The sequence below is a fragment of the Sinorhizobium saheli genome (assembly GCF_001651875.1).
GTDB lineage: Bacteria > Pseudomonadota > Alphaproteobacteria > Rhizobiales > Rhizobiaceae > Sinorhizobium > Sinorhizobium saheli.
The window spans coordinates 59,799-86,125 of sequence record NZ_LNQB01000069.1 but is presented as its reverse complement, the minus strand read 5'-3'; the positions used below and the strand labels follow the sequence as shown (position 1 = coordinate 86,125).

The following is a 26,327-nucleotide window of genomic DNA, read 5'->3' as shown; positions in this document are numbered from 1 at the left end:
AAGTCAGGAGACCGTCACAATGTCGAAACTGCTCGTCAAACCGAAAGCGCAATCCGGCCTGATGCAGGAGATCACGCCGGAGAGCGCCGGCTGGACCTATGTCGGTTTCGCGCTTCATCGGCTGAAGCCGGGTGAAGCCACCGGCGGTGATGCGGGCGAGAAGGAACTTTGCCTGGTGCTCGTCAGCGGCAAGGCGAAGGTCTCGGTCGATGGGGAGAGTTTCGGCGAACTCGGCGAACGCATGACGCCTTTCGAGGGCCAGCCCTATGCGGTCTATGTGCCGAAGGGCAGCAGATGGCAGGCGGAGGCGAAGACCGATCTCGATCTTGCGATCTGCTCCGCCCCCGGCGGCGAAGGTTTCAAGGCCAAGGTCATCCGCCCCGGCACGCACCCGCAGATGACCCGCGGCAAGGGCACAAACACGCGCTACGTCACCAATATCATGCCGGAGGACGACGGCTCGGCGCAGTCGCTGCTGGTCGTCGAGGTGATCACGCCCGGCGGCCACACCTCGTCCTATCCGCCGCACAAGCACGACCAGGACAATCTGCCGGCCGAGAGCTATCTGGAAGAAACCTATTACCACCGGCTGAACCCGCCGCAGGGCTTTGCCATGCAGCGCGTCTATACGGACGACCGTTCGCTCGACGAGACGATGGCGGCGGAGGACGGCGACGTGACTCTGGTGCCGAAGGGTTACCACCCGGTCGCGGCCGTCCACGGCTACGACTCCTATTATCTCAACGTCATGGCCGGTCCGAAGCGGATCTGGAAGTTCCACAACGCCAAGGAACACGAGTGGCTGTTCACCGGCATCTGAGCCCGGTGCGCAACACTCTCGACGAACGGCGCGGACGCTCTATCGTATGCTGGTGGAAGGCAGACAGGAGGAGCGCCCGATGCATATTGACGGCCAATGCCATTGCGGCTTCGTGACCTATGAGGCGGAGATCGATCCCGAGGGCGTGTCGATCTGTCATTGCACCGATTGCCAGCGGCTGACAGGCTCGGCCTACCGGGTGACGGCGGGCGCGCCGCGAAGCGCATTCCGCCTCACCGGCGGCGAACCGAAGCTCTACGTCAAAATCGCCGACAATGGCCGCAAGCGCCTGCAATTCTTCTGCCCCCATTGCGGCTCGCCGGTCTATACGACCGGAACGGACGAGGACGCCGAGAAGATCGGCATCCGCGTCGGGACCATCAACCAGCGGCGTGAACTTAAGCCACGATCGCAGATCTGGTGCTCCTCCGCGCTCCCCTGGATCGGCGACATCGGCGCGCTGCCGGGGCGGCCGCGGGATTGAGCCCCCGGTCACGCGACCGGATAAGGTCCATCGGCAAACACCGTTTCGTGATAGCCCTTGGAGCCGATTTCTTTCGCAAGCGGGCTTCGGAAATCCTCCCCGCGTGCAAGGCACTTCAACACATGACTGAAATCATATCTCGGCCGCCAGCCGAGAGAGGCCATCGCGCGGGTGCTGACATAGACGCGGTCGATTGCCGGGAAGAGCCGCCATCCGCGCGCGGCGTAGAGCGCCTCGCATTCGGGGAAGCGGCGCAACACCACGGATGCCGCGTCCGTCCGAAACGCGGCGAGATCGTCGGGCGCAAATGGCGTCGGCGCGGAAACGATATAGCGCCCGAAGCGGATGTCCTGCGCCCGGTCGAGCGCCGCGAGATGCGCGCTCACCACATCCTCGATATCCGCGCGGCGGTAGAGAAGCTCGTTCGCCTGGGCATTCGCCGTATCATAGCGGCTGCGGATCTCCGCATCGTCGTCCGGTTCGGGAAAGAAGCGCGAGGTGCGGAGGATGACGGCGGCAAGCCCGTGCCGGCGGGCGAAGAGCTCGCACAACCCTTCCGCCGCAACCTTGCTGACGCCGTAGATGTTGCGCGGGACCGGCGTCACGTCCTCGGTGATCCAGGCTGCCGGCTGGCCGGGCGCCGGGGTCAGCGCCGAGCCGAAGGCGCTCGTGGTGCTGGTGAAGACGAAGGCGCCGGCGCCCGCCTCCGCGGCCTCTTCGAGCAGGTTGAGGGTGCCGGCGATGTTGGTCTCGACGAAATCGGAATAGCCATGCGTCGCGACATGCGGCTTGTGCAGCGTCGCCGCATGGATGACGGCGCGCACACCCTTGAGGGCGTGGCGGACGAAGGCGCGATCGCCGATCGATCCGACAAGGTCGGTGAGATCGGAGCGCTTGACATCGATGCCGCGCACGTCGCGACCCGCCGCGTGCAGCACCCGCATCAGCGCCTCGCCCAGATGGCCGGCGCTTCCCGTCACCAGTATAGTCATGCGTCACTCCTCGTTTTGTTCGAGGCTAGCCGGGTGGACAGGCCTGGAACAACGCATAAAATATGCGTCAGGCCAGCGTCGTCACCAGGCGTCCCATCGCCCCGTCGGCGAACGGAATCTTCTCCCATAGCACGCGGCCGGCGCCGATCGGAACGTCGTCGCGCCCGTTGGGGCCGGTCTCGACCACCAGCGAAGCCACGCGGCCCTCGTGCCAGCCGATGCCTGCGAGCTCGCTTTCCGCCTTCCGGATTTCCTCCGAGGCGTAGCGGAACATCGGCATGCCGAGCATCTCCCGCCGCCACTCCGCCCGCCGTGAGGGCGAGGCCGCCAGCAGCCGGTGCGAATGGTCGCAGATCAGGTGGACCCGGGCCGTCGATGTTTCGACCAGCCGCTTGAGCGCGGCATCGACCGCCGTCTGTCGTGCAAAGAGGCGCTGCAGCGCCCGCTGCTGATCTTCGGAGGGCGTCAGCACGTCGGTTTCCCAGCGCGACACGGTCGCCTGCGTGACCTGCAGGAGCTCCGCCACATGGCTCTGCTTCATGCCGTTCACAAGCCGCAACCGCTTCAGCGCCCGCCCCGTATAAAGCATCGCTTCCTCCTTCAGGATCCGCACGCGTGATGCCGCGCCCAAGTGCGCTTTGCGGCGGAACGACGGAAAGGCTATACCAGCAGCACGGCTCAACCAAGGACAGCGACGAACCGAACGTGAGAAACGGCCATTTCAGGGTGCTGCCGCGCCGCATCGCCGGCGTCGACGTGGTGGAGGCCGCCACCGACCATCGGTTCGCGCGCCACACGCACGAACAGTTCGGGATCGGCCTGATCCATCAGGGCGCGCAGAGCTCGTTGAGCGGCCGCGGCACGGTCGAAGCGGAAGCGGGCGATGTGATCACCGTCAATCCCGGCGAGGTCCATGACGGGGCGCCGATCGGCGGCAGCGGCCGGTCCTGGCGGATGCTCTATCTCGAGCCTTTGCTGGTTGCAGCCGCGGTCGACGATATCAGCGAAGGGCGAAGAAGAACCTCGGAATTCACAAATCCGGTGTTGAAGGATGCGGAGCTCGCCGCGCGATTCCGCGCGATCTTCGCGGCCGCCGCGACGATGGAGGGTAGCGGCGCGGTGCTTCGCTGGGAGGAGCTTGCCGTGACGCTCATCGCCGAGACGATGGCGCTTGCGCCGCGGCCGGACGCTCCGGCCAGGGTGCCGAAGGCGATCGCCGTGGCCGTCAATTTCATCGACGACGACCCGCTGGCCGCCGTCACCCTCGCCGACCTTGCGCGCGCGAGCGGCCTGAGCCGGTTCCAGGTGGTGCGCGGCTTCGCGAAGGCGACCGGGCTGACGCCTCATGCCTATCTCCTCCAGCGGCGGATCGACATCGTCCGGCGGTCGATCGCCGCCGGCATGCCGCTCGCGGAAGCCGCCGTTGCCGGCGGTTTTGTCGACCAGAGCCACATGACGCGCGTCTTCGTGCGCAAATACGGCTTTTCGCCCGGTGTCTATGCGCGCGCGGTGAACTGATCCCGCAATTCCGTACAAGATCGCCGCCCGTCGATCGGGTTTTCTGCCGCCATCGATCACGGGAACGGCGGCGCGATGACGAAGCAGCTTCAAGGGTATTTCCAACTATCGCTCGCAATGGTGCTCGTCGGCAGCACCGTGGTCGCAAGCAAGGTCATAGCCTCCGGGCTGCCGCCGTTCACGGCAACGGCGCTGCGCTTCGCCATCGCCTTGCCGCTCTTCCTGCTCCTGGTGCGGATAACCGCAACACCCTGGCCGCAGCTTGCGAAAGGCGATTGGCGCATCCTCCTCCTCCAGGCGGGCGCCGGCAGCGTAGGCTATACGACGCTGCTCATTTCCGGACTGAAGCTCACGCCCGCTGCCGATGCCGGCGTGATCATCGGCACGCTTCCCGCCGTGTCGGCCGCCATCGCCGTGCTGGTGCTCGGCGAAAGGCCCGACCGCCTCGTCCTTCTGGCGATCGCGCTTGCCGCCGCGGGCGTTCTCGCGATCGTCGTACCCTCGGATGCCGGCGGCGCACGCTCGCTCGTCGGCAGTGCGCTGATTTTCGGCGCCGTCGTCTGCGAAGGCCTGTTCATCCTTCTCGGCAAGCGCCTCGAGGCCGAGGTCCCGCCGCTCGTGCTGTCGACGCTGATGGCGGGCCTCGGCGGCGCGATCGCCATCCCCTTCGCCGTCGCAGAGCTGCCCTTGGCGGGCGCGGCAACTGCGCCGGCGCTTGTCGCCGTCGCCTATTATGCGCTGGTGCCGACGGTTGCGGGGTTCCTGCTCTGGTATGCCGGGCTCGCCAAGGTGAGCGGCACGGAGGCCTCGGTCTACACCGCTCTGGCGCCGGTCTCCGCCGTTCTCCTCGCCCCTGCCGTCCTCGGCGAACCGATTGTCGCCAATCAGACGATCGGCATCGCCTGCGTGCTGAGCGCGGTCTTGAGCCTCAGCCTTCGGGCGGCCAATCTTCCAGGCGGCGAAGGGGCAAGTGCCGACGCGGCCGAGCCGCCAACCCGCCGCTAGAGGGAAGACGCTCACGCGCCACCGCTCTATCCGTTCGCTTTCTCCACTTCAACAAAGGTGCCCCATGCATTTTCGCCACGCCGACGATATCTGGCACGATTTTCCGGAACTTGCCGCCGGCGCTCTTTACGTCGCGGGCATCCGCAGCGACGCCACGGTCAACGCGCATCTCGCGCATTTCGAGGCAATCGCGAGGGCACGGCTGGCCGAAAGAACGGAGGCTGAGTTGCCGGAGATCCAGGCCTGGCGCCGCGCCTTCGCGCGCATGGCACTCAAGGCGACGCAATATCGCTCGGCCTCCGAGGCGCTTCTCCGGCGCTTCCGCAAGGAAGGGACGCTGCCGAAAATCCATCCGCTGATCGACCTCTGCAACGCCGCCTCGCTCGCCTTTGCCATTCCGATCGCCGTCTTCGACCTCGCAAAAATCGACGGCGACCTCGAAGTCCGGCCCGCCGTCGGCGATGAAATCTACACGGCCTTTTCCGGCGAGGTGGAATTTCCCGAGCTGCAGGAAATCATCTTCGCCGATGCGGGCGGGCGGGCACATGCGCGGCGCTGGACCAACCGCCAGAGCGGCTATTCGGCCGTCCGCGACGACACGGCGGCGGTGCTCATCGTCGCGGAAGCGCTGCATGCCGATGCCCGGGCTGATGTCGGGAGGCTGGTCGATGCGCTTGGGGAGGCGATCCGCACGACCTGGTCCGTCGATCCGAAAAGTGCGATTTTGGAGCGGGCGGCGCCGCGCTTTGATTTTTGAATTTCGCGCGTTCACAGGCGGTCACGATCGCCCCTCATCCGGCTGCCGCCACCTTCTCCCCGTTCTGACGGGGAGAAGGGGTATGCCGCGCTGCCTAAGTCCCCGCCTGCGGGGAGAGGGCTATTCCTCGGGTTAAACCGAGGAGAGGGGCAAACCCGATCGAACTCGCGCGGCCGCGAAGCCGGGGTTCGACAGATCGCCTCAAGCCGCCTTGGCGACGTGGTACTCCTTGATCGCCACCATCTTGATCGCCGGATAGCGTTCCGACTCGTAGCGCAGCGAGAAGCCGTCCTGCGCCATGAAGACCGGGTCGCCGTCGAGGTCGCGGGCGATGTCGCCGCGGTGTGCCGAGATGAACTTCTCGAGCTCGGCGGGGCTGTCGGCGGAGATCCAGCGGCAGACCGAGAATCGCGACATTTCGAAGGAGACGGGCAGGCCGTATTCCGCCTGCAGGCGCTCCTTCAGGACGTCGAGCTGCAGCGCGCCGACGACGCCGACGATCGCCGGCGCGCCGTCATCCGGCGAGAAGAGCTGCACGACGCCCTCTTCCGCCATCTGCTGCAGCGCCTCCTTCAGCTTCTTCGCCTTCATCGCGTCCTCGAGCCGGACACGGCGGAGGATTTCCGGCGCGAAGTTGGGCACGCCCTGGAAGACGAGCGGCTCGCCCTCGGTCAGCGTGTCGCCGATCCGGAGCGTGCCGTGGTTCGGGATGCCGACGACGTCGCCGGCAAAGGCCGTGTCGGCGAGCTGGCGCTGCGAGGCGAAGAAGAATTGCGGCGCGGTCAGCCCCATCTGCTTGCCGGTGCGCGACAGCCGCGCCTTCATGCCGCGCTCGAGCTTGCCCGAGCAGACGCGGACGAAGGCGATGCGGTCGCGGTGGTTGGGGTCCATGTTCGCCTGGATCTTGAAGACGAAGGCGGTCATCTTGTCGTCCGTCGCCTCGACGGTGCGGATGTCGGCGACCTGGGCGCGCGGCGGCGGCGCGAAGTCGCTGAGCGCATTGATGAGGTCGCGCACGCCGAAATTGCGGAGCGCCGAGCCGAAGAATACCGGCGTCAGATGGCCCTCGAGGAAGGCCTTGCGGTCGAAGGGCTTGCAGGCTTCGATCGCCAGCGTCGTCTCCTCGATGAAGGCGTCGCGCTCGTTCTCCGGCAGGCGATGGGACGCCATTTCCGGATCGTTGACCTTGGTCAGCCGCTCCTGCGTGTCGGCGCCGCGCACCTCGTTGGTGGCGAGATGATAGGTGCCGCAGAAGGTTTTCGAGCGGCCGATCGGCCAGGTCACCGGCGCGCAGTCGAGCGCCAGCTTGTGCTCGACCTCGTCGAGGATCTCGAACGGGTCGCGGCTCTCGCGGTCCATCTTGTTGACGAAGGTGATGATCGGGATGTCGCGCAGCCGGCAGACCTCGAAGAGTTTCAGCGTCCGCGGCTCGATGCCCTTGGCGGCGTCGATGACCATGACCGCGGCGTCGACCGCCGTCAGCGTGCGATAGGTGTCGTCGGCGAAGTCCTCGTGGCCGGGCGTGTCGAGCAGGTTGAAGACCGTGTCGTCATATTCGAAGGTCATCACCGAGGTGACGACCGAGATGCCGCGCTCGCGCTCGATCTTCATCCAGTCGGACCGGGTCTGGATGCGGTCCTTCTTGGCCTTGACCTCGCCGGCGAGCTGGATCGCGCCGCCGAAGAGCAGCAGCTTTTCGGTGAGCGTCGTCTTACCGGCGTCCGGGTGCGAAATGATCGCAAATGTGCGGCGGCGGGAAACCGCCTCGGCAATGCTTTCAGCCATGGTGTGAGTATCCTGTGAGTTGCCGGTCCTTTACAGGCTCGGGGCCGAATATGCAATTGACTGCGGCGGCCGCGGCCCTGCTTATGACGGAATGACCCTGAACGCCCGCGACAACCACCCTGCCCTCACCCTCGTCCGCCTGCCGCATGGGGAGGGCCTCGACCTGCCGGCCTACGAGACCGCGGGGGCGGCCGGCATGGATCTGCGCGCAGCCGTGCCGGCCGATCAGCCGATGACGATCCGGCCGGGCGCCCGGGCCCTGGTGCCGACGGGCTTCACCTTCGAGATCCCGGCGGGCTACGAGGGCCAGGTACGGCCGCGCTCCGGCCTCGCCTTCAAGCACGGCATCACCTGCCTCAACACGCCCGGCACCATCGACAGCGACTATCGCGGCGAGGTGAAGGTGCTGCTCATCAATCTCGGCGAAGCGGATTTTGTCGTCGAGCGCGGCATGCGCATCGCCCAGATGGTGATCGCGCCGGTCACCCGGGTCACGATCCGCGAGGCGAACGGCACGAGCACGACCGCGCGCGGCGCCGGGGGATTCGGCTCTACCGGTTCTAAGTGAGCGGCGGCAGCCGGCGCTTGACCGGCGAGGACTTGACGATCGAGGTGTTGGTCTGCGCCTTTTCGGCGATGCGGTCGAGGATCGTGTCGAGCTCGCCCATGTCGCGCACCAGCATCTTGGCGATGAAGCAGTCGTCGCCCGTCACCTTGTCGCATTCGACGATCTCGGGCGTTTCCTGGATCAGCCTTTCGACGATGTGGAGCATGCCGGGCATGGGGCGGACGCGGACGATCGCCTGCAGCGGATAGCCGAGCCGCGCCGGATTGACGGAGATGGTGAAACCGTCGAGGACGCCGCGCTCCTCGAGCTTGCGCAACCGTTCCGCCGCGCTCGGCGAGGAGAGGCCCGCCTCCTGCGCCAGCTCCTTCAGCGACACGCGGGCATTGGCCGCAAGAATTTCGAGAATGCGTCGGTCGAGCTCGTCCAGCATGGGAATCCTCATTAGGAGATTTGGCAAGAACGCCTTCCGTTGTTAGGTATGTTGCCACATCTACCTATCCCATACCGTATCTTTCCGTCATCCGGCTCATTATCCTCGGCTCAGTTTCGAGAAGGAGCCGAACGATGGGGAATGATATCAGGCGCGGCAGCGCGGAAATGACGGCGGCGATGCTGATTTCGGGGACGATCGGCTGGTTCGTGCTGATGTCGGGCCAGCCGGTAGCCGGCGTCGTCTTCTGGCGCTGCGTTTTCGGGGCGCTCACGCTTGCCGTGCTCGCGGCGCTGTTCGGGCTCATCGATCTGCGCCATCTCAGAATGAAGGTCGTCGCGCTCGCAGCCCTCGGCGGTGTCGCGATCGTCGTCAACTGGCTCCTGCTCTTCGCGGCCTATTCGCGCGCCTCGATCTCGATCGCGACGATGGTCTACAATACCCAGCCCTTCATGCTGCTCGGCCTCGGCGCGCTCTTTCTCGGCGAGAAGATCACCGCGAGCAAGCTCTTCTGGCTGCTCGTGTCCTTTGCCGGCATGATCGCGATCGTCTCGGCGAAGCCGGCCGGCGCCTTCGAGCCCGGCCACTATCTCGCCGGCATCGCGCTCGCGCTTGCAGCCGCCTTCTTCTATGCGATCGCGGCGATCGTCACCAAGCTGCTCAAGGGCACGCCGCCGCATCTGATCGCGCTCGTCCAGGTGATCACCGGGGCGGCGATGCTCGCGCCTTTCGCGCTTGCCGCGCCGCTGCCTCAGAGCGGCATCCAGTGGACGCTGCTCGTCACCGTCGGCGTCGTCCATACCGGCATCATGTACATCCTGCTCTATGGCGCGATCCAGAGGCTGCCGACCCACATGACGGGTGCGCTCTCCTTCATCTACCCGATTGCCGCGATCCTCGTCGATCGCGTCGCCTTCGGCCATGCCCTGCAGCCGGTGCAGATCGCCGGATCGGCCGCGATCCTCGTTGCCGCCGCGGGCACCAATCTCGGCTGGACGCTGCGTCCGGTCTCCCTTATCAGGGATCAAAGGAGCGCTTCATGATCACCTGCTATCTGAAATACGTCATCGATCCCTACAAGCTCAAGGAATTCGAGCATTACGCCAGGCTCTGGATTCCGCTCGTCGATCGCCTCGGCGGCACCCATCACGGCTATTTCATGCCGCATGAAGGGGCGAACAACATCGCGCTCGCGCTCTTCAGCTTTCCCTCGCTTGCGGCCTACGAGGCCTATCGCGAGAAGATGGCCGCGGATCCCGACTGCCGCGCTGCCTTCGCCTATGCCGAGGAGACGCGCTGCATTCTGAGCTACGAGCGCAGCTTCATGCGCCCGGTGTTTGAATGAGCCTCTTTTGAATGAGCCTCGCCTGAGGGCGCCGTCCCATTGTTGCGCTCGATGCACTCTGCGACGAGCGCCTGCAGGCGCCAGAGATTGCGGTCGCGAATGCCCCTGGCCTCGAGATGGGCGACCGTGTTGAGCAGATACTCCGCACCCGAGCCGACATGGCCGCATGCCTGCGCCAGCGTTTCGGCGACGGCCTCGAGGGAAAGGCTTCCCGCATAGAACGGCGAAGCGCGATTGATCACGAAGGACAAGGCCGTAACGGGACCCTGCGCCGCCTCGACCTTGATCCAGCGCGGCATGCTGTTCGGCGGCTTGTAGGTGAACTCGCGCCGGAAAAGCCTTCCGAGCTGCCGCTCGAGGTGGTCGTCTGGCAGCTCGTAGAGGATGCCCCGGCACTGGCCTCCGCGATCGAGCGCCATCATCAGACCCGGCCGTTCCGGCGTCCCCCGGAAGCGCGTCATTCGAAAGCAGAAGGAGCGGTGCCAGCCGCGGGCAAGACCGGGCTCCTCGCCGACGTGCTCGATCTCCGGCTTCCAGATCAACGACCCGTAGGCGAAAAGCAGCGTCGGCGATCCGGGAGCCGGATGGCTCCTGAGCATCCGCTCCACCCAGCCGTCGTAGTCCGCGTCGCTGTGGAGCACCGCGCCCGGCCCCGGACCGCCATCGGCAATCTGCCTGTGGACCCGCGCGACATGGGCCGCGGTCAAGCTCAGCGATTTCGATCTTTCGCGCATGGGTCAGGTCTCCGCCATGCCGGGAAGGATCGCGCAGCGGCTGCTCGGAAGCAAGCCGTGGCACTTCACCCTACCTGCGCGCCTCCGCCGCCATGCTGACGGCGAGGCCCGCGAGCACGGTGCTCATCAGCCAGCGCTGCATCAGCATGAACAAGGGGCGGCCGGCGAGGAAGGCGGCGATCGACCCGGCCGTCACCGCGATCAACGCGTTGACGGTGACGCTGATGGCGATCTGCAGGCTGCCGAAGGCGAGCGACTGCAGCAGGACGTCACCCTCTTCCGGGCGGAGGAACTGCGGCAGCAGCGACAGATAGAGGACCGCAACCTTCGGATTGAGCAGATTGGTGACGAGGCCCATCACGAAGAGCTTGCGCGGTCCGTCCTTCGGCAGGTCGCGCACCTGGAAGGGCGAGCGGCCGCCGGGCCTGACGGCCTGCCAGGCAAGGTAGAGGAGATAAAGGGCGCCGGCGAAACGCAGCGCGTCATAGGCGAAGGGAACCGCCAGAAGCAGTGCGGTGATGCCGAGCGCGGCGAAGACCATGTAGAAGACGAAGCCGAGCGCCACGCCGCCGAGCGAGATCAGTCCCGCCACCGGCCCCTGGCAGATCGAGCGGGAAATGAGATAGATCATGTTCGGCCCCGGTGTCAGCACCATGCCGAGCGCGATCAGGGCGAAGCCGAGGAGGTTTTTGATTTCGGGCATCAGCGGTCCTTTCGGGGCGTTTGCCGGAAGGTGCCCGCTCCTGGGGCTCCGGCTCAACGCCGTTCTTGTCACCGGTGCAATTTTCTCCGGGCGAAGTCTGGAAAAAGATTTCCCGGCCGGCGGTTTTGGAGCGGCATTTTGCTTCGGCTGTCCCCCATTCGCTCCCGTTCCGCTCTGGCATGGCACGCCTATTCTTCCTATGCTCCAGCCAACCAACTCAGAATGACGGGAGAACCACATGCCTGAAGCGCGCAAGCCCGGCCGCGGCCGCGTCTTTTCCTCGATCACCGAAACGATCGGCGACACGCCCATCGTGCGGCTCGACAAGCTCGCCAGGGAAAAGGGCGTCAAGGCGAACCTCCTCGCCAAGCTCGAATTCTTCAACCCGATCGGCTCGGTCAAGGACCGCATCGGCGTCGCGATGATCGAGGCGCTCGAGGCTCAAGGCAGGATCACGCCCGGCCGCACGACGCTCGTCGAACCCACCTCCGGCAACACCGGCATCGCGCTTGCCTTCGTCGCGGCGGCGAAGGGATACCGGCTGATCCTGACGATGCCCGAGACCATGTCCGTCGAACGGCGGAAGATGCTGACGCTGCTCGGCGCCGAACTGGTGCTGACGGAAGGCGCCAAGGGCATGAAGGGCGCGATCGCCAAGGCGCAGGAACTCACCGAAACGCTGCCGGACGCGATCATCCCGCAGCAGTTCGAAAATCCGGCCAATCCGGAGATCCACCGCCGGACGACGGCCGAGGAGATCTGGAACGACACCGAAGGCGCCGTCGACATCCTCGTATCCGGCATCGGCACCGGCGGCACCATCACCGGCGCCGGCCAGGTGCTGAAGGCGCGCAAATCCTCGGTCAAGGTCATCGCCGTCGAGCCGGAGGAATCCCCGGTCCTCTCCGGCGGCGCCCCCGGCCCGCACAAGATCCAGGGCATCGGCGCCGGCTTCGCGCCACCGATCCTCGACACCGGCGTCTATGACGAGGTCGTCACCGTGAACGCGGCCGAGGCGATCGACGTGGCGCGGCTCGTCGCAAGACTGGAAGGCGTGCCCGTCGGCATCTCCGCCGGGGCGGCGCTGCAGGCGGCGATCGAGGTCGGCCAGCGCGAGGAGAACGCCGGCAAGACGATCGTCGTGATCATTCCCTCGTTTGCGGAACGGTATCTCTCGACGGTGCTGTTCGATGGGCTGGGGGCGTAGGCTGCGCCGGGCGGTTCAGGGGGCGCTCGAAGGCGCCCCTTTTTCGCGGGTGGACCGTTTTCGATCCCTGTGCAGCCCGTCTGATATCGATAGGGCAAAGGCTGCTTACGGTCCGATCCATTCGTTGCCGCGATGCTTTACGAACGACCGCTGTGCGCCTTCAAGTCGGCCGCTGAACCAAAGTTCGCCTCCACCTTGAAGCGGAAGTCACAACTAAAGTAGTCTGAGGTCTGCTTCCCACGACAGTCCGGGACGCGCTAGACGGGCTGCACCGCCACTTGACGATCCCACAATGAATGCGAACGCGCCATTGAACGAACATGCGACCCAAGTACTCGATGCGTACCTCGACGCAAACAAACTAGCCGTTCCCCATGCCATCCTGATCGAGGGGCGATGGGGAAGTGGCAAGACGCACTTCTTGGAGAAAGTATACGAGCCAAGCCGCATCCAAAGGATGCAGGCAGAGCGCCGCCGCCATGTCCCCTTCCTCTTCGTTAGCCTTTTTGGAGCCACATCGGCCAGTGACGTCGAGATGCGCATCTATAAGACTGCCAATCCTGGTGAAGCCATAGCCGGTAGCCTTGCTGGGACCTTCGCGCTCGGTATCGGCGAGTTCCTTCGCATGAAGGATGCGACCAAAGGCGTTGTCGATCGCCTTGGAAAGAAAGCGATCAAACGGCTGAATGAATATGTCTTCGTGTTCGATGACCTCGAGCGGCTGGAGAAGGCGGCTTTCGGGGAAGTAATGGGTCTCGTAAACGCTCTTGTTGCAGAGCACGGCCGCCGCGTGTTGCTGGTGACAGACGAGGACAAGCTCAAGGAGCTCGTCGGCGATCCGATCTGGAAAGACCAGAACGAAAAAATCGTTGGGAGGCGAGCGCGAATTGAGGCGGATCTGGAAAGTGTAATGCGGGCTTCGGTGAAGGAATTGCCGGACGGTCCGGCAAAAACACACATCACCGAGGTGGCCGACGACCTTTTGGAAGTGGCCCGTGCTTCGAAAGTCGAGAACCTTCGGAACCTGAGTTGGGCAATGCACAATGCCACAGCCTTCGTGAATTGCCTCATCAGGGACGACGAAATTCCAGCATCTCACGTCGTGTGGACGATGAAGGTCGTGCTAGCAACGACGCTGTGGTTGCGTTCGGGTCTCCTTGACGCCGAAACGCTGAGGCAGATTCCGGGCCTAGCTACCACTTTAGCCTTCCGATCCGTCTCGCGTAGCAAGCAGGATGTTCCACTGGATCCGCAACTGACGAAGGCTAAGGCCTTTTCGGATACCTTCGGTTTCCTTAACGTCGATGCTCCCCCGGTTGATTATGCTTTCATCACCGGATTCGAGAAGAGCGGAGTGCTTGAGCATTCCGAAGTCACCACTTGGATCAAATCGCAGTTTGGGTTTGGGCGGAAGTACTTCGAGCCTTCTTGGCGCAGGCTTTGGTACAGTCACGAGAGGCCGATAGCAGAGACTGAACAAGCTCTGGCCGACCTCAAGGACGAACTCGCTCGACGTGTCCATACCCATCTAGGACCGATCCTCCATGCTGCTGGCTTGGCGCTCAGGCATTGGGCCGTGAATGACCGTAGGCTGACCGACAATGAGGACGTTGTGGCTTTCTTCAAGAGATACATCGACGAAGTCGCCGACCAACGTCTCTTAGAAAGGAGCGAGCCGGATCACTTCCCATCTATCCTCGACGGTTACGGTGGTCTTGGCTTTAGCTCACATGACACCGACGAGTTTCAACAGATTCTCCAGTACATCCGCACAAGATCAAAGGAGATCGCGGCTGCAGAGCTTCGTGCTCGGGCCGAGATCGTGCTGGATGAAGCCGAAGCAGGTGACTTGGACGCATTGTTCAAGCTGGTGCGTAATGATGAATATGAGCTGTCCATGAACCCCGTCCTGAAAGACGTCCCAGTGAACCGGGTGGCTGAGCTGATGGCTAGGGACGTTCCTGCTCTGAACGCTGGTTCAAAGATGCTAGCTTACCGCTATCACCGCGCAAGAAACGGAGACCCGCTGTTGCAGGAGATACCTTGGGCTCGCAGCGTTTACGCCGCCGTCGTGAAGAAACTTGATGAGTGGGACGAACCCCATCGCGCGATGGCATTAAAATCGATGACAGGATTGATCCGCCACTACGAGCAAGGAAAACAACCTGACGACATGATCATACCACCAGAGGAGGCTGCAGAAACGGAGGAATGACCATTCTTACGCCCGTAGCCATCATTGGCCGTACGCCGCAGCGACTTGGACCAACACGTTGTTCACTTTGGATGTGGTCGACTGCGGGCGACTGCTCACCGCAGATTTACGCTGAAACGGGACCGTCTGGTGTCGGCCCCGAACATGTCATTCGGCGATCATCTTGGCGAGGACCGCTTCATGCGCAACCTGCTCGTTCCAGCGAGGAGCCAGAACGACGGCCGTTCACCCGACCACGACGCCCCGTAACAGATTTGCGTGCTGCTTATTTCCCTGCAGTCTGACGACCTACGCCGCCACCGGCAGCCGCTCGCCGGCGACGCGGTAGGAGATCGCCTCGGCCAGATGGATGCGGCCGACCGTCGGTGCCTCGTCGAGATCGGCGAGCGTGCGGGCGACCTTCAGGACGCGATGGTAGCCGCGTGCCGAGAATTTCATCTTTTCCGCGGCGTCCCGCAGGAGCTGGAGGCCGGCGGCGTCGGGTTCGGCGATCTTCTCGATCATCGTCGTCGACGAGCGGGCGTTGCTCCTCAATTCCGGATGGCCGAGTGCGGCGAAGCGTTCCGCCTGGAGCGCGCGGGCGCGGGCGACCCGGGCGGCGACGGCGGCGCTCGTTTCGGCCGTGCCGGGGCGGATGAGGTCGGCGGCGCTGACGGCGGGCACGTCGATGCGGATGTCGATACGGTCCATCAGCGGCCCGGAAATGCGCGCCTGGTAATCGGCCATGCAGCGCGGGCCGCGGGCGCAGCTGCGGCCCGGCTCACCGGCCATGCCGCAGCGGCAGGGGTTCATCGCCGCGACGAGCTGGATCGCCGCGGGATAGCTGACGCGGTGATTGGCGCGGGCGATGATGCATTCCGCGGTTTCGAGCGGCTGGCGCAGCGCATCGAGCACCTGCGGCGCGAATTCCGGAAACTCGTCGAGGAACAGCACGCCGTGATGGGCGAGCGAGGCCTCGCCGGGCTTCGCGCGCAAGCCGCCGCCGATCAAGGCCGCCATGGTGGCGGAATGATGCGGCGCGCGGAACGGCCGGCGGTCGGACAGCTTGCCGCCGGGCAATTGGCCGGCGATCGAATGGATCATCGACACTTCGAGCAGCTCGGCCGGCAAGAGCGGCGGCAGGATCGACGGCAGCCGAGACGCCAGCATCGACTTGCCGGAACCGGGCGGGCCGACCATCAACAAATTGTGGCCGCCGGCGGCCGCCACCTCCAGCGCCCGCTTGGCGCTTTCCTGGCCCTTGATCTCGGCGAGATCAGGCAGGTTGGCGCCGGCGGCGCGGATCGCCGGCTCGGGACGGGAAAGCACCTGCGTGCCGCGGAAGTGGTTGGCGATGGCGATCAGGCTGCGCGGCGCCAGGATATCGATCTCGGCGCCGGCCCAGGCCGCCTCCGCCCCGCTTTCCGCCGGGCAGATCAGCCCCTTGCCGAGCGCGTTGGCGCCGATGGCGGCCGGCAGCGCACCGGCAACGGGCGCGATCGTGCCGTCGAGATTGAGCTCGCCGATGACGACATAGCCGGAAAGCGCGTCCGCCGGTATGGCGCCGAGCGCCGCCATCAGGCCAAGCGCGATGGCGAGATCGAAATGGCTGCCCTCCTTCGGCAGGTCGGCCGGCGCCAGGTTGACGGTCACGCGCTTCGCCGGCAGCGCCAGGCCCGAGGCGTGCAGCGCCGCCTGGACGCGCTCACGGCTTTCGGCGACCGCCTTGTCCGGCAGGCCGACGATCTGCATGCCGATCTTGCCGGGCGCCACCATCACCTGGACCTCGACCGGCACGCCCTCGATACCCTGAAACGCAACCGTGCTGACGCGCGCGACCATGATGCCCCCTGAAAATTGGAGCGACAACGCGCCGAGACCACCGCTGCCTCCGGACTCGTCCGCTCCAGCAAGGCGGCCCCATAAACGCCGCCGCAACCGCCGCCGGTTGCGACGCCAAATCTTGCACGGAATGCGGTTGAAAACAAGAACAATAATAGAACAAACGAGCGGAAAGCGTGGCCCGCGTCGGCACGCGGTCACGTCCTTTCGCTTCGTCTATTTCGGCAGGGCGTCAGCGGCGCTTCCGCTCGATCGCGTCCCAGAGGAGGCTTGCGACATCGGCGCCGCCGAATTTCTTCACCTCGCGGATGCCGGTCGGCGAGGTGACGTTGATCTCGGTCAGATAGTCGCCGATCACGTCGATGCCGACGAAGAGGAAGCCGCGCTCCTTCAGCGCCGGGCCGATGCGGGCGCAGATTTCCTTCTCGCGGGCGGTAAGCTCCGTCGCCTCGGCGCGCCCGCCGACATGCATGTTGGAGCGGGCGTCGTGCTCGGCCGGAACGCGGTTGATCGCGCCGACCGCCTCGCCGTCGACGAGCAGGATGCGCTTGTCGCCCTTCCTCACCGCCGGAAGGTATTGCTGGGCGATGAAGGGCTCGCGGAACATCTGGCCGAACATTTCCAGGAGCGAGGAGAAATTGCGGTCGTCGCGCGTCGAGTGGAACACGCCGGCGCCGCCGTTGCCGTAGAGCGGCTTCAGAATGATGTCGCCCATTTCCTGGCGGAAGCGGGCGATCTCGTCGACGTCGCGGCTGATCAGCGTCTTCGGCATCAGGTCCGGGAATTCGGTGACGAAGATCTTTTCCGGCGAGTTGCGGACCCAGGCCGGATCGTTGACGACGAGCGTCTTCGGATGCAGCCTCTCGAGCAGATGCGTCGAGGTGATATAGGCCATGTCGAAGGGCGGGTCCTGGCGAAGCAGGATGACGTCCATGGTCGAAAGATCGACCCGCTCCGGCTCGCCGAGGGTGAAGTGATCGCCCTTGACGTCGCGCAGCGTCATCTGCTGCACGGTGGCGTAGACCTTGCCGTCGCACAGCGACAGCTCGTCGGGCGTGTAGTGGAACAGCCGGTAGCCGCGGGCCTGCGCCTCCAGACTCATGGCAAAGGTCGAGTCACCCGCAATGGTGATGCCCGCCACATGGTCCATCTGGACCCCGACATTCATGATTCTTGCCATCTTCCCGTTCCCGATTGGATCCTCGACCGCATATCGCCCCGGACCGGCCTCGGTTCAAGTTCGGATCATACAGCCAATTCAAGAGCGCCGCGGCGCCCTGCACCCGTCCGGCACATGCGGGCGCGGAAAGGCCCGCAAGATGTAGAACGCGCCACGCGCTTGCGCAAGAAGCATGGGGAACGGTTGCGGTACGAAGCGACCGTGGACGCGGGGTGGGCGGGCGGGAAACCCGCACGTATTTTCCTCGACCCCCTTGTTCAAAAGGCATCCGGCAGGTGGCGCGGCCAGCGCCAGGGCGTGACGGCGACGATGTCGTAGCGGACGGAGAGGCGGGAAAAATCGGGCTGGCGCGCAAGCCACAGGTCGCTTGCCGCCCTGATCCGCCTCTGGGCCGTATCGGAGACGGCGAAGACCGCTCCGTCGAAGCTCGAACGGGCCTTGACCTCGACGCAGGCGATCAGGTCGCCGCGCCGGGCGATGATGTCGATCTCGCCGAGCTTCGTGCGGTAGCGCATCGCGACGATGCGGTAGCCTTTCAAGACCAGGCAGAGGGCGGCGCGATATTCGGCCAGCAGCCCGCGCTTCAGGGCCTTCAGCTTCCGCGCATCCGGTCGCTCAGCCTTCATCGCGACCCTTGAGGTGAAGCAGCCGGTCGTAGAGCTCCTTGCGCGGAAGGCCGGTCCGCCGCGCGGCCTCCGTCGCGGCCTTGCCCATCGGCATGTCGCGGGCAAGCGCCTGCAGAAGCGCGTCCACATCCGCCGCCTGCGGGGCGGGTTTCGCCTCGGGCGGGCCAATCACCAGGACGATCTCGCCCTTTACATTGGCCGCGTCGCCATAAAAGGCCTTGAGCTCGCCGAGCGTGCCGCGGCGGAACTCCTCGAAGGCCTTGGTCAGCTCGCGGCAGACGACCGCCTTCCGCTCCTCGCCGAAGATCTCGGCGGCCGCGGCGATGGTGGCGGCGATGCGGTGCGGCGACTCGAAGAAGAGGAGCGTCGCCGGCGCGGCGGAAAATTCCGCGAGCCGCTCGCGTCTCGCCTTGTCCTTCACCGGCAGGAAGCCGGCAAAGAGGAAGGCATCGCTCGGCAGGCCGGAACCGACGAGGGCGGCAAGCGGCGCCGACGGCCCCGGAATCGGGACGACTCGGTGCCCCGCCTCGATCGCGTGCTGCGCCAGGCGATAGCCCGGATCGGAGACGAGCGGCGTGCCGGCATCGGAGACGAGCGCCACCGACCTGCCGTCGCCGAGCGCCGCGATCAGCCGCGGCCCGGCTTCGGCGGCATTGTGCTCGTGATAGGCGACGGGCCGGTTGACGATGCCGTAGCGGTCGAGCAGCACGCGCGTCACCCGCGTGTCCTCGCAGGCGAGCACATCGGCGCCGGCGATCGTCTCCAGCGCCCGCAAGGTGATGTCGGCGAGATTGCCGATCGGGGTTGCGACAAGATAGAGGGCGGGTTCGAGCGGGCGCGCAGGGATCGTCGCATCGTGCAGGCGAAAGCCGCGCTGCCTGTGCTTCTCCGCCGCTTCGCTCGACTGATGCTTGTCCAAGGTCCAGTTCCCGATCATGCCCGGCCTGCCGGTTCGCGCCCTTTATGAGTGAGCGGCGGGGAGAGGGCAAGGGCGAGGCGGCGGCGGCGAGTGCCTGCGCTGGGGAAACGCCCGCGAAAGGCCTTGCTTTCGCCGCTCCTTTTCTGCCATTTTGCCCGTCCACATCTTTCCGGCCGATCGGTCGGGGACACGCAGTTGACGCCGCGGGGGGCGCCTCGTCCTTCCGGCGATGGTTGAAAGCGGTAGCATCCCATGCGCATTACTCTCGAGCGGTCCAATCTTCTGAAATCGCTGAACCATGTCCACCGCGTGGTCGAACGGCGCAACACGATCCCGATCCTCTCGAACGTGCTCCTGCGCTCCGATGGCGTCAGCCTGGAAATGAAGGCGACCGACCTCGACCTGGAGATCACCGAGGCAACGCCGGCGCAGGTGGAGCAGGCCGGCGCGACGACCGTTCCGGCGCACCTGCTCTACGATATCGTGCGCAAGCTGCCGGACGGGTCGGAGGTGCTGCTCTCCACCAATGCCGAAGGCACCGCGATGACGGTCGCCTCCGGCCGCTCCAAGTTCTCGCTGCAGTGCCTGCCGCAAGCGGATTTCCCGGACCTGACCGCCGGCAGCTTCTCGCATTCGTTCCGCCTGAAGGCGACCGACCTCAAGATGCTGATCGACCGGACGCAGTTCGCGATCTCCACGGAGGAGACGCGCTATTACCTGAACGGCATCTTCATGCACACGGTCGAGAGCAAGGGCGAATTGAAACTGCGCGCGGTCGCCACCGACGGCCACCGCCTTGCGCGCGCCGACGTCGAGGCGCCGGCCGGCTCCGAGGGCATGCCCGGCATCATCATCCCGCGCAAGACCGTCAGCGAGCTGCAGAAGCTGCTCGACAATCCCGATCTCGTGGTGACCGTCGAAGCCTCGGACGCCAAGATCCGCCTGACGATCGGCTCGATCGTCATGACGTCGAAGCTGATCGACGGCACTTTCCCCGACTACCAGCGCGTCATTCCGGCCAACAACGACAAGGAGCTGCGCGTCGATTGCCAGTCCTTCGCGCAAGCCGTCGACCGCGTCTCGACGATTTCCTCCGAACGCGGGCGCGCCGTCAAGCTGGCGCTGAACGACGGCCAGATGACGCTGACCGTCAACAACCCGGACTCCGGCAGCGCCACGGAAGAGCTGCCGGTCGGCTACGAGAGCGATCCGCTCGAGATCGGCTTCAACGCCAAATATCTCCTCGACATCACCGCGCAGCTTACCGGCGGCGAAGCGGTCTTCCTGCTGGCGGACCCGGGCTCGCCGACGCTCGTGCGCGACCTCGCCGCCGAGGATGCGCTCTATGTGCTGATGCCGATGCGCGTCTGAGCCGCCGACAGACAGCCCGCCATCTGGCGGGCTTTTTCTTTGCTGTCGCGCCTTCTTCATAAGCTGTCGCTTCTACAGCGCCGCGCGTCCTGCCAGACGCGCAAGGTCACTGTAGCACTTTGAATTTGCTGCATGTTCTCATCCTTGAATCCGGAAGCATGCGGTAGACGCAGATAGACTTGTTTTCGCCGCAGATGGGAGCACATTATAAAGAAACGTTAACGCAGCCTGCCGAATCAGGTTAGGAGCGCATGCTGCAAGGTAACCGTGAGGGGAGTCGATGAGTTTGCGCTTGAAGGTGAAGGAAAAGTTCGGCCGGAAGTTCGACGAGGAGATCCGCTTCTTCAAGGGCTGGATGAGCAACACGCGCGCCGTCGGCGCCATCCTGCCGACCTCCTCGATCACCGCGCGGCGGATGGCAAGTATCGTCGACCGCCATTCAGGGCTGCCAGTGCTCGAACTCGGGCCCGGAACCGGGGTGATCACCAAGGCGATCCTGGAACAGGGCATCGCACCGGAAAAGCTCGTCTCCGTCGAGTACTCGACCGAGTTCTTCAACCATCTCAAGGCGCATTTCGCCGGCGTGAACTTCATCAACGGCGATGCCTTCGATCTTTCCCGCACCCTCGGCGCGTTCAAGGACCAGCAGTTCGACTGCGTCGTCTCCGCAGTGCCGCTTCTCAATTTCCCGATGCACCGCCGCGTCGAACTGATCGAGGACCTGCTTTCGCGCATCCCCTTCGGCCGCCCCGTCGTGCAGATCTCCTACGGGCCTTTGTCGCCGGTGGTCGCCATGCCGGACCGCTACCGCATCGAGCATTTCGACTTCGTCGTGCGCAACATCCCGCCGGCTCAGCTCTGGGTCTACCGCAAGACGCATTGAGGCGACGCTTGTTCGGCGTCTATCTCACGCAGCCGCAGGCGAGGTCTTTTCCCGCTTGCGGATCGCGCCGTCACATGCGACTGGACGCCAGCACAGCGGAACTATGGCAGGGATCGTCTCGACATGACCACAAGCGCGCGCGACCGGCTGATCGTCGGCCTTGATCTTCCGACGATCGCCGAGGCGGAAAAGATCGTCTCGGCGCTCGGCGACGAGGTCGTCTTCTACAAGATCGGCTACCAGCTCGCCTTTGCCGGCGGGCTCGAATTCGCGCGCGACCTCGCCCGGGCCGGCAAGAAGGTCTTCCTCGACATGAAGCTGCTCGACATCGACAACACGGTGGCGAAGGGCGTCGAGAACATCGCCAGGATGGGCATGTCGATGCTGACGCTGCACGCCTATCCGAAGGCGATGAAGGCCGCCGTCGAGGCGGCGAAAGGCTCCGGCCTCTGCCTGCTCGGCGTTACCGTTCTGACCTCGATGGACGAGCAGGACGTGATCGATGCGGGCTATGAATACGACCCCCATACGCTGGTCCTGCGCCGGGCCGAGCAGGCGCGCGCCGCCGGCATGGGCGGCATCGTCTGTTCGGCGGAAGAGGCGGCCGCCGTCAGCAAGATCATCGGCCCCGACATGGCGCTGGTGACCCCCGGCATCCGGCCGGCCGGTGCGGACAAGGGCGACCAGAAGCGGGTGATGACCCCGGCCGAGGCGATCCGCGCCGGATCGAGCCACCTGGTCGTCGGCCGGCCGATCGTCAAGGCCGCCGACCCGCTCGCCGCAAGCCGCGCCATTCTCGCCGAAATGGCGGATGCGCTCGCCGGCTGAGCGCGCTTCCGAAAAGCACCCGTCCTTGCCCGTCGCCGCGCCGCCTTACCCCGCTTGCGCGCAGGCACGCTTGACCTCGACCAAGAATTGCCGGAAGTAACGATCCCGTCTGCAGGTTTTTGGCAAGGACGAGGAGCTCATGATGGCCAAGGGATACTGGATCGCTCGGGTCGATATAAGAGACCCGGAACGCTACAAGGACTATGTGGCGGCCGCAAAGCCGGCTTTCGAGAAATACGGCGCGAAGTTCCTCGCGCGCGGCGGGGCGTTCCATCGGCTGGAGGGTGCCGTACGCGCCCGCAACGTCGTGATCGAGTTCGCGTCGATGCAGGCGGCGATCGACTGCTACAATTCGCCGGAATACCAGATTGCCGCGGCTATCCGCCAGGAAGTCGCGGACGCCGAGATGGTCGTCGTCGAGGGCGTTTAGACAGCGACCCAGCTTCGAGCGGGATGCGTGCAAGACCCCTCCCCGACCCATTGCCACAAGAGGGAGGGGCTTCCAATGCCGCGCCGCCGGGACATGGCTGAGGACGGCTCCCGTCGGGAGATGACCTAAATTCTGTTTCCTGTTCTCATGTATGTCGTTTCCAAAACTGCTGCACATTTTGGGCGAAATGCATCGGGACGTTGCCGCTTGTGGGGGCGACCGATTTGGGTGGGGCGCCCGCCGCGATGAAGCCCCTCCCCCTTGTGGGCAGGGGTTGGGGAGGGGCCTTGGCGCGGCGGTGGCGAACGGCCGGCGAGCCCACGAGGAATGGCCTTCACCTCGCCCGCCGCTTGGGCTATGTAGCAAGCAAATCTTCCCATTGACATCAGGAGTGCGTTTCCCATGACCTTGTCCAACCTTCCGCCGCTGGTGACGATTTTCGGCGGGTCCGGATTTGTCGGCCGTCATGTGGTGCGCGTGCTCGCCAAGCGCGGCTATCGCATTCGCGTCGCGGTCCGCCGGCCCGACCTCGCAGGCCACCTGCAGCCGCTCGGCAAGGTCGGCCAGATTTCCTTCGTCCAGGCCAATGTGCGCTACCGCAAGTCGGTGGATCGCGCCGTTGAGGGCGCCGATCATGTGATCAATTGCGTCGGCGTCCTGTTCGAGAGCGGCCGCAACACCTTCGATGCGGTCCAGGATTTCGGCGCCCGCGCGGTGGCCGAGGCGGCGCGTGCGGCGGGCGCCACCCTCACCCATATTTCGGCGATCGGCGCCGATGCGCGGTCGGCATCGAGCTACGCCCGGACCAAGGGTCGTGCCGAGGCGGCGATCCTCGACACGCTGCCCGGGGCCATCATCCTGCGGCCGTCGATCATCTTCGGGCCGGAGGACGGCTTCTTCAACAAGTTCGCCGAGATGGCCCGCTTCTCACCGTTCCTGCCGCTTATCGGCGGCGGCCATACCAGGTTCCAGCCGGTCTACGTGGCGGATGTCGCCGAAGCGGTCGGCCGCGCGGTCGACGGTGCGCTCAAAGCCGGCACGATCTACGAACTCGGCGGCCCGCAGGTCCTTTCCTTCCGCGACTGTCTGGAGATCATGCTGAAGACGATCGAACGCAAGCGCTCCTTCGTGTCGATTCCCTTCGGCATCGCATCGCTGATGGGCAGCGTCGCCTCGCTCGTGCCGTTCATCACGCCGCCGCTGACGGCCGACCAGGTGGTGTTGCTGAAATCCGACAATGTCGTCTCGGCAAAGGCCGAAGCCGAAGGGCGTACGCTCACGGCCATCGGCATCAAGCCGACGATGCTCGAATCGATCCTGCCGACCTATCTGGTGCGCTATCGCCCGCAGGGCCAATATACGGGCAGCGGCCGCGCAGCCTGACACCCGGCGCGGGGAAGCGCGTCCTGATTTCTCACTTCCACGCGAAGCCGCCGGTTCGACCGGCGGCTTTTTCGTGGTTTTTTCCGTCGCGCCATCCGTTGCGGAAATGCAACACCGTTGCAGTTCTGCCGCAGTTGAAAAGTCGAATGTCGTTTACTGCAGATTCAGCATGTCCTGATATTGATCATGACACATCCGCCGAATAAACACCGCTCGCACCCATCGCTCCTGAGGAGCAGCCGGTGCCAACGTCACATTCGAAAGGCATAAACTCCCATGGGCAAGTCGATCGCAATCTTTTTTGCGTCTGCGGCACTGATCATTCTGGCTGGCTCATTCATGGCACCGACCACCGTGGCAAACAGCAACAAGGGCTGCACGCCGGCCTACGGCGTCGACCCGTGCACGACGGCGTCGATCGCATTCCCCGGCGAGTGAGCCGGCACCGCCTCGCCGCCCCGAAGGGGTTGCGGCGGCGATAAGGGCGGAGATTTCAAGTTTATTGGCGGGGGCCAGGGGCCGCATGCGTTTCGCGAGAAACGCATGCGGCTTTTTGTTTCTCTGCGACTTCTGGCCGCCCCTCATCCGGCCTGCCGGCCACCTTCTCCCCGCAGGCGGTCCGCAGGCGGGGCGAAGGGGACTCGCGGCACGCTCCGAGCGGAGCTATCCAACGAGCCACAGGCCGACGAGGCCGGCGGTGCCGACGACGATGCGCCAGATCGCAAAGGGCGTGAAGCCGCGGTGCGAGACGAAGTCGAGCAGCGAGCGCACGACGAAAATGCCGGCGACGAATGCGGCAAGGAAGCCGACGGCGATCAGGCCGATATCGTCGAAGGAGAGCGCGTCGCGGTTCTTGTAGAGATCGAGGGTGAAGGCACCGAGCATCGTCGGCATGGCGAGGAAGAAGGAGAACTCCGCCGCCGAACGCTTGTCCGTCCCCATCAAAAGGGCGCCGGCGATCGTCGCGCCGGAGCGCGAGGTGCCCGGGATCATCGCCAGGCACTGGAACAGGCCGATCTTCAGCGCCAGCGACGGCGGGTAATCGAAGACGTCGGTATAGCGCGGCTTCAGCGGCAGGCGGTCGATCGCGTAGAGGATGATGCCGCCGACGATCAGCACGATGCAGATGAGCATCGGTGTCTCGAAGAGCACCGACTTGATGAAGCCATGCGCGGCCGCGCCGATGAGCGCTGCGGGCAGGAAGGCGACGAGCACCGAGACGACGAAGCGGCGTGCCGTGGCGCTCGTCGGGAGCGCCAGCGCGATCGACAGGAGCTTCTGGAAATAGACGAGCAGGATCGCCAGGATGGCGCCGAGCTGGATAAGGACGGCGAAGGTGTTTCCCGGCGACCTGAAGCCGAGGAAGTGTCCGGCAAGCAGCACATGCGCCGTCGACGACACCGGAATGAACTCCGTCAGTCCTTCGATGAGCCCGAGGACGAGCGCGCTAATGATCGATTGATCCGCCATATATGCGATATTCCTGATATGTTGCGATTTGGGAGGAAAGGGTCGATTCTCTTGTGTTTGCCACCGCAACTACCTATAGCTCGTTGAACCAAGCCGTGGCCAGTTGCATATGCCGCGAAGCTGACATTCCCGAAAACAGCTCCGACCTGATCATCGATGCCGACACTGTATCATCACCCCATGTCCTCAGCCTCGCGGTTCGTGCGCCTTATCCTCTCGGAATATGGCTATCAGACGGAACTGAGCGAGGAACAGCCCTGGGAGAACCGGCGGGACTTTCTGGCGCTGAACCCGGCCGGCACGCTACCGGTCTATGTCGACGACAGCATGCGTGCGCTCTGCGGCGCGACGATCATCTCGGAATATCTCGACGAAACCAGCGGCATCATGAAGCGCGACCGGCGGCTCCTGGCCGAGGATCCGTTCCAACGGGCGGAGATCCGCCGGCTCACCGAATGGTTCCTGCAGAAGATGGAAGCCGACGTGACGCGGCCGCTGGTGCGCGAACGCATCTTCAAGCTGCAGATGACCCCGGACCAGGGCGGCGGCGCGCCGGATTCGAAGGTCCTCAGGACCTCGCGCAACAATATCCGCCAGCACATGAAGTATCTCTCCTGGCTCGCCGGATCGCGCCCCTGGCTTGCCGGCGACCGTATCTCCTATGCCGACCTCGCAGCGGCGGCCACGGTCTCCGTGCTCGACTATCTCGGCGAGATCGACTGGTCGGATGCGCCGACCGCCAAGGAATGGTACCAGCGGCTGAAGTCCCGCCCCTCCTTCCGGCCGCTGCTCGCCGAGCGGGTGCGCGGCGTCACCCCCGTCTCGCACTATGCGGATCTCGACTTCTAAGGAC

At 65.0% G+C, this 26,327-nt stretch carries 28 protein-coding genes; 17 read left to right on the top strand and 11 right to left on the bottom strand.

Annotated elements, in window-relative coordinates:
• Nucleotides 1-19 precede the first annotated feature (19 nt).
• Together iolB and ATB98_RS10410 are read left to right on the top strand one after the other, a co-directional pair.
• Complete coding sequence (gene iolB / locus ATB98_RS10415) at nt 20-820, top strand: 5-deoxy-glucuronate isomerase (RefSeq protein WP_066873039.1); 801 nt, start codon at nt 20-22, stop codon at nt 818-820.
• Nucleotides 821-899: 79 nt separating this feature from the next.
• Nucleotides 900-1,304 (top strand): GFA family protein, encoded by a 405-nt coding sequence (locus ATB98_RS10410; RefSeq protein WP_066873036.1) that lies wholly within the window; start codon nt 900-902, stop codon nt 1,302-1,304.
• Nucleotides 1,305-1,312: 8 nt separating this feature from the next.
• On the opposite strand, the gene ATB98_RS10405 is transcribed toward ATB98_RS10410, so the two are convergent.
• Both ATB98_RS10405 and ATB98_RS10400 read right to left on the bottom strand, forming a co-directional pair.
• Nucleotides 1,313-2,296: an NAD-dependent epimerase/dehydratase family protein gene (locus ATB98_RS10405; protein WP_066873033.1), complete on the bottom strand. Its 984-nt coding sequence runs from the start codon at nt 2,294-2,296 to the stop codon at nt 1,313-1,315.
• Between the two features lie 67 nt (nt 2,297-2,363).
• Complete coding sequence (locus tag ATB98_RS10400; protein ID WP_066873185.1) at nt 2,364-2,885, bottom strand: helix-turn-helix transcriptional regulator; 522 nt, start codon at nt 2,883-2,885, stop codon at nt 2,364-2,366.
• A gap of 116 nt (nt 2,886-3,001) precedes the next feature.
• On the opposite strand from ATB98_RS10400, the gene ATB98_RS10395 reads away from it, so the two are divergent.
• The 3 genes from ATB98_RS10395 (at nt 3,002) to ATB98_RS10385 (ending at nt 5,576) form a co-directional block, all read left to right on the top strand.
• Nucleotides 3,002-3,814: an AraC family transcriptional regulator gene (locus ATB98_RS10395; RefSeq protein ID WP_066873182.1), complete on the top strand. Its 813-nt coding sequence runs from the start codon at nt 3,002-3,004 to the stop codon at nt 3,812-3,814.
• A 75-nt stretch (nt 3,815-3,889) separates the two neighbouring features.
• Nucleotides 3,890-4,819, top strand: a complete 930-nt coding sequence (locus ATB98_RS10390) for a DMT family transporter (protein WP_066873030.1) — start codon at nt 3,890-3,892, stop codon at nt 4,817-4,819.
• A gap of 64 nt (nt 4,820-4,883) precedes the next feature.
• A complete protein-coding gene (locus tag ATB98_RS10385; protein ID WP_066873027.1) occupies nt 4,884-5,576 on the top strand; it encodes a B3/B4 domain-containing protein in 693 nt (230 codons plus the stop codon).
• Between the two features lie 201 nt (nt 5,577-5,777).
• On the opposite strand, the gene ATB98_RS10380 is transcribed toward ATB98_RS10385, so the two are convergent.
• Complete coding sequence (locus ATB98_RS10380) at nt 5,778-7,361, bottom strand: peptide chain release factor 3 (protein WP_066873025.1); 1,584 nt, start codon at nt 7,359-7,361, stop codon at nt 5,778-5,780.
• A 91-nt stretch (nt 7,362-7,452) separates the two neighbouring features.
• On the opposite strand from ATB98_RS10380, the gene dut reads away from it, so the two are divergent.
• Entirely contained in the window at nt 7,453-7,929 is a 477-nt protein-coding gene (gene dut, locus ATB98_RS10375; RefSeq protein ID WP_066873180.1) for a dUTP diphosphatase, read from the top strand.
• Here dut and ATB98_RS10370 read toward each other — a convergent pair.
• On the bottom strand, nt 7,922-8,359 hold the full coding sequence (locus ATB98_RS10370; protein WP_066873022.1) for an Lrp/AsnC family transcriptional regulator: 438 nt from the start codon (nt 8,357-8,359) through the stop codon (nt 7,922-7,924). The genes dut and ATB98_RS10370 overlap by 8 nt on opposite strands.
• Before the next feature lie 134 nt (nt 8,360-8,493).
• Here ATB98_RS10370 and ATB98_RS10365 point away from each other — a divergent pair, with 134 nt between their 5' ends.
• On the top strand, nt 8,494-9,402 hold the full coding sequence (locus tag ATB98_RS10365; protein WP_066873019.1) for a DMT family transporter: 909 nt from the start codon (nt 8,494-8,496) through the stop codon (nt 9,400-9,402).
• The gene (locus ATB98_RS10360; protein WP_066873016.1) at nt 9,399-9,704 is read left to right on the top strand and encodes an NIPSNAP family protein; all 306 of its coding nucleotides are present in this window, start codon (nt 9,399-9,401) and stop codon (nt 9,702-9,704) included. The genes ATB98_RS10365 and ATB98_RS10360 overlap by 4 nt, the downstream gene beginning before the upstream one ends.
• Here the strand turns inward: ATB98_RS10360 and ATB98_RS10355 are convergent.
• Nucleotides 9,668-10,438, bottom strand: coding sequence for a gamma-glutamylcyclotransferase (locus tag ATB98_RS10355; RefSeq protein WP_084435419.1), 771 nt, complete (start codon nt 10,436-10,438; stop codon nt 9,668-9,670). The genes ATB98_RS10360 and ATB98_RS10355 overlap by 37 nt on opposite strands.
• A gap of 70 nt (nt 10,439-10,508) precedes the next feature.
• Nucleotides 10,509-11,141 (bottom strand): LysE family translocator, encoded by a 633-nt coding sequence (locus tag ATB98_RS10350; RefSeq protein WP_066873013.1) that lies wholly within the window; start codon nt 11,139-11,141, stop codon nt 10,509-10,511.
• Nucleotides 11,142-11,379: 238 nt separating this feature from the next.
• On the opposite strand from ATB98_RS10350, the gene cysK reads away from it, so the two are divergent.
• Nucleotides 11,380-12,348 (top strand): cysteine synthase A, encoded by a 969-nt coding sequence (gene cysK / locus ATB98_RS10345; protein ID WP_066873010.1) that lies wholly within the window; start codon nt 11,380-11,382, stop codon nt 12,346-12,348.
• Nucleotides 12,349-12,640: 292 nt separating this feature from the next.
• Nucleotides 12,641-14,563 (top strand): P-loop NTPase fold protein, encoded by a 1,923-nt coding sequence (locus ATB98_RS10340; protein ID WP_084435417.1) that lies wholly within the window; start codon nt 12,641-12,643, stop codon nt 14,561-14,563.
• Between the two features lie 288 nt (nt 14,564-14,851).
• Here ATB98_RS10340 and ATB98_RS10335 read toward each other — a convergent pair whose 3' ends face one another.
• From ATB98_RS10335 to rsmI, 4 genes are all read right to left on the bottom strand, one after another.
• Nucleotides 14,852-16,384, bottom strand: a complete 1,533-nt coding sequence (locus tag ATB98_RS10335) for a YifB family Mg chelatase-like AAA ATPase (RefSeq protein WP_066873176.1) — start codon at nt 16,382-16,384, stop codon at nt 14,852-14,854.
• A 232-nt stretch (nt 16,385-16,616) separates the two neighbouring features.
• Nucleotides 16,617-17,564: a glutathione synthase gene (gshB, locus tag ATB98_RS10330; RefSeq protein WP_066873007.1), complete on the bottom strand. Its 948-nt coding sequence runs from the start codon at nt 17,562-17,564 to the stop codon at nt 16,617-16,619.
• Between the two features lie 257 nt (nt 17,565-17,821).
• The gene (locus tag ATB98_RS10325; protein ID WP_066873004.1) at nt 17,822-18,190 is read right to left on the bottom strand and encodes a YraN family protein; all 369 of its coding nucleotides are present in this window, start codon (nt 18,188-18,190) and stop codon (nt 17,822-17,824) included.
• Nucleotides 18,180-19,127, bottom strand: coding sequence for a 16S rRNA (cytidine(1402)-2'-O)-methyltransferase (rsmI, locus tag ATB98_RS10320; protein WP_066873001.1), 948 nt, complete (start codon nt 19,125-19,127; stop codon nt 18,180-18,182). The genes ATB98_RS10325 and rsmI overlap by 11 nt, the downstream gene beginning before the upstream one ends.
• Before the next feature lie 234 nt (nt 19,128-19,361).
• Between rsmI and dnaN the strand changes: the two genes are divergently transcribed.
• The 6 genes from dnaN (at nt 19,362) to ATB98_RS28875 (ending at nt 24,442) form a co-directional block, all read left to right on the top strand.
• Nucleotides 19,362-20,480: a DNA polymerase III subunit beta gene (dnaN, locus tag ATB98_RS10315; protein WP_066872998.1), complete on the top strand. Its 1,119-nt coding sequence runs from the start codon at nt 19,362-19,364 to the stop codon at nt 20,478-20,480.
• 280 nt (nt 20,481-20,760) lie between these two features.
• A complete protein-coding gene (gene pmtA / locus ATB98_RS10310; protein ID WP_066872995.1) occupies nt 20,761-21,363 on the top strand; it encodes a phospholipid N-methyltransferase PmtA in 603 nt (200 codons plus the stop codon).
• Nucleotides 21,364-21,486: 123 nt separating this feature from the next.
• On the top strand, nt 21,487-22,191 hold the full coding sequence (pyrF, locus tag ATB98_RS10305) for an orotidine-5'-phosphate decarboxylase (protein WP_066872992.1): 705 nt from the start codon (nt 21,487-21,489) through the stop codon (nt 22,189-22,191).
• Between the two features lie 142 nt (nt 22,192-22,333).
• The gene (locus tag ATB98_RS10300; RefSeq protein WP_066873174.1) at nt 22,334-22,621 is read left to right on the top strand and encodes a DUF1330 domain-containing protein; all 288 of its coding nucleotides are present in this window, start codon (nt 22,334-22,336) and stop codon (nt 22,619-22,621) included.
• Nucleotides 22,622-23,023: 402 nt separating this feature from the next.
• Nucleotides 23,024-24,004 (top strand): complex I NDUFA9 subunit family protein, encoded by a 981-nt coding sequence (locus ATB98_RS10295; RefSeq protein WP_066872989.1) that lies wholly within the window; start codon nt 23,024-23,026, stop codon nt 24,002-24,004.
• A 276-nt stretch (nt 24,005-24,280) separates the two neighbouring features.
• Nucleotides 24,281-24,442 carry a hypothetical protein gene (locus tag ATB98_RS28875; protein WP_153435400.1) on the top strand — a complete coding sequence of 54 codons (162 nt, stop codon included), beginning with the start codon at nt 24,281-24,283 and terminating at the stop codon, nt 24,440-24,442.
• A gap of 225 nt (nt 24,443-24,667) precedes the next feature.
• On the opposite strand, the gene ATB98_RS10290 is transcribed toward ATB98_RS28875, so the two are convergent.
• Nucleotides 24,668-25,474 carry an undecaprenyl-diphosphate phosphatase gene (locus ATB98_RS10290; RefSeq protein WP_066872986.1) on the bottom strand — a complete coding sequence of 269 codons (807 nt, stop codon included), beginning with the start codon at nt 25,472-25,474 and terminating at the stop codon, nt 24,668-24,670.
• 156 nt (nt 25,475-25,630) lie between these two features.
• Between ATB98_RS10290 and ATB98_RS10285 the strand changes: the two genes are divergently transcribed.
• The gene (locus ATB98_RS10285) at nt 25,631-26,323 is read left to right on the top strand and encodes a glutathione S-transferase family protein (protein WP_066872984.1); all 693 of its coding nucleotides are present in this window, start codon (nt 25,631-25,633) and stop codon (nt 26,321-26,323) included.
• Nucleotides 26,324-26,327 lie beyond the last annotated feature (4 nt).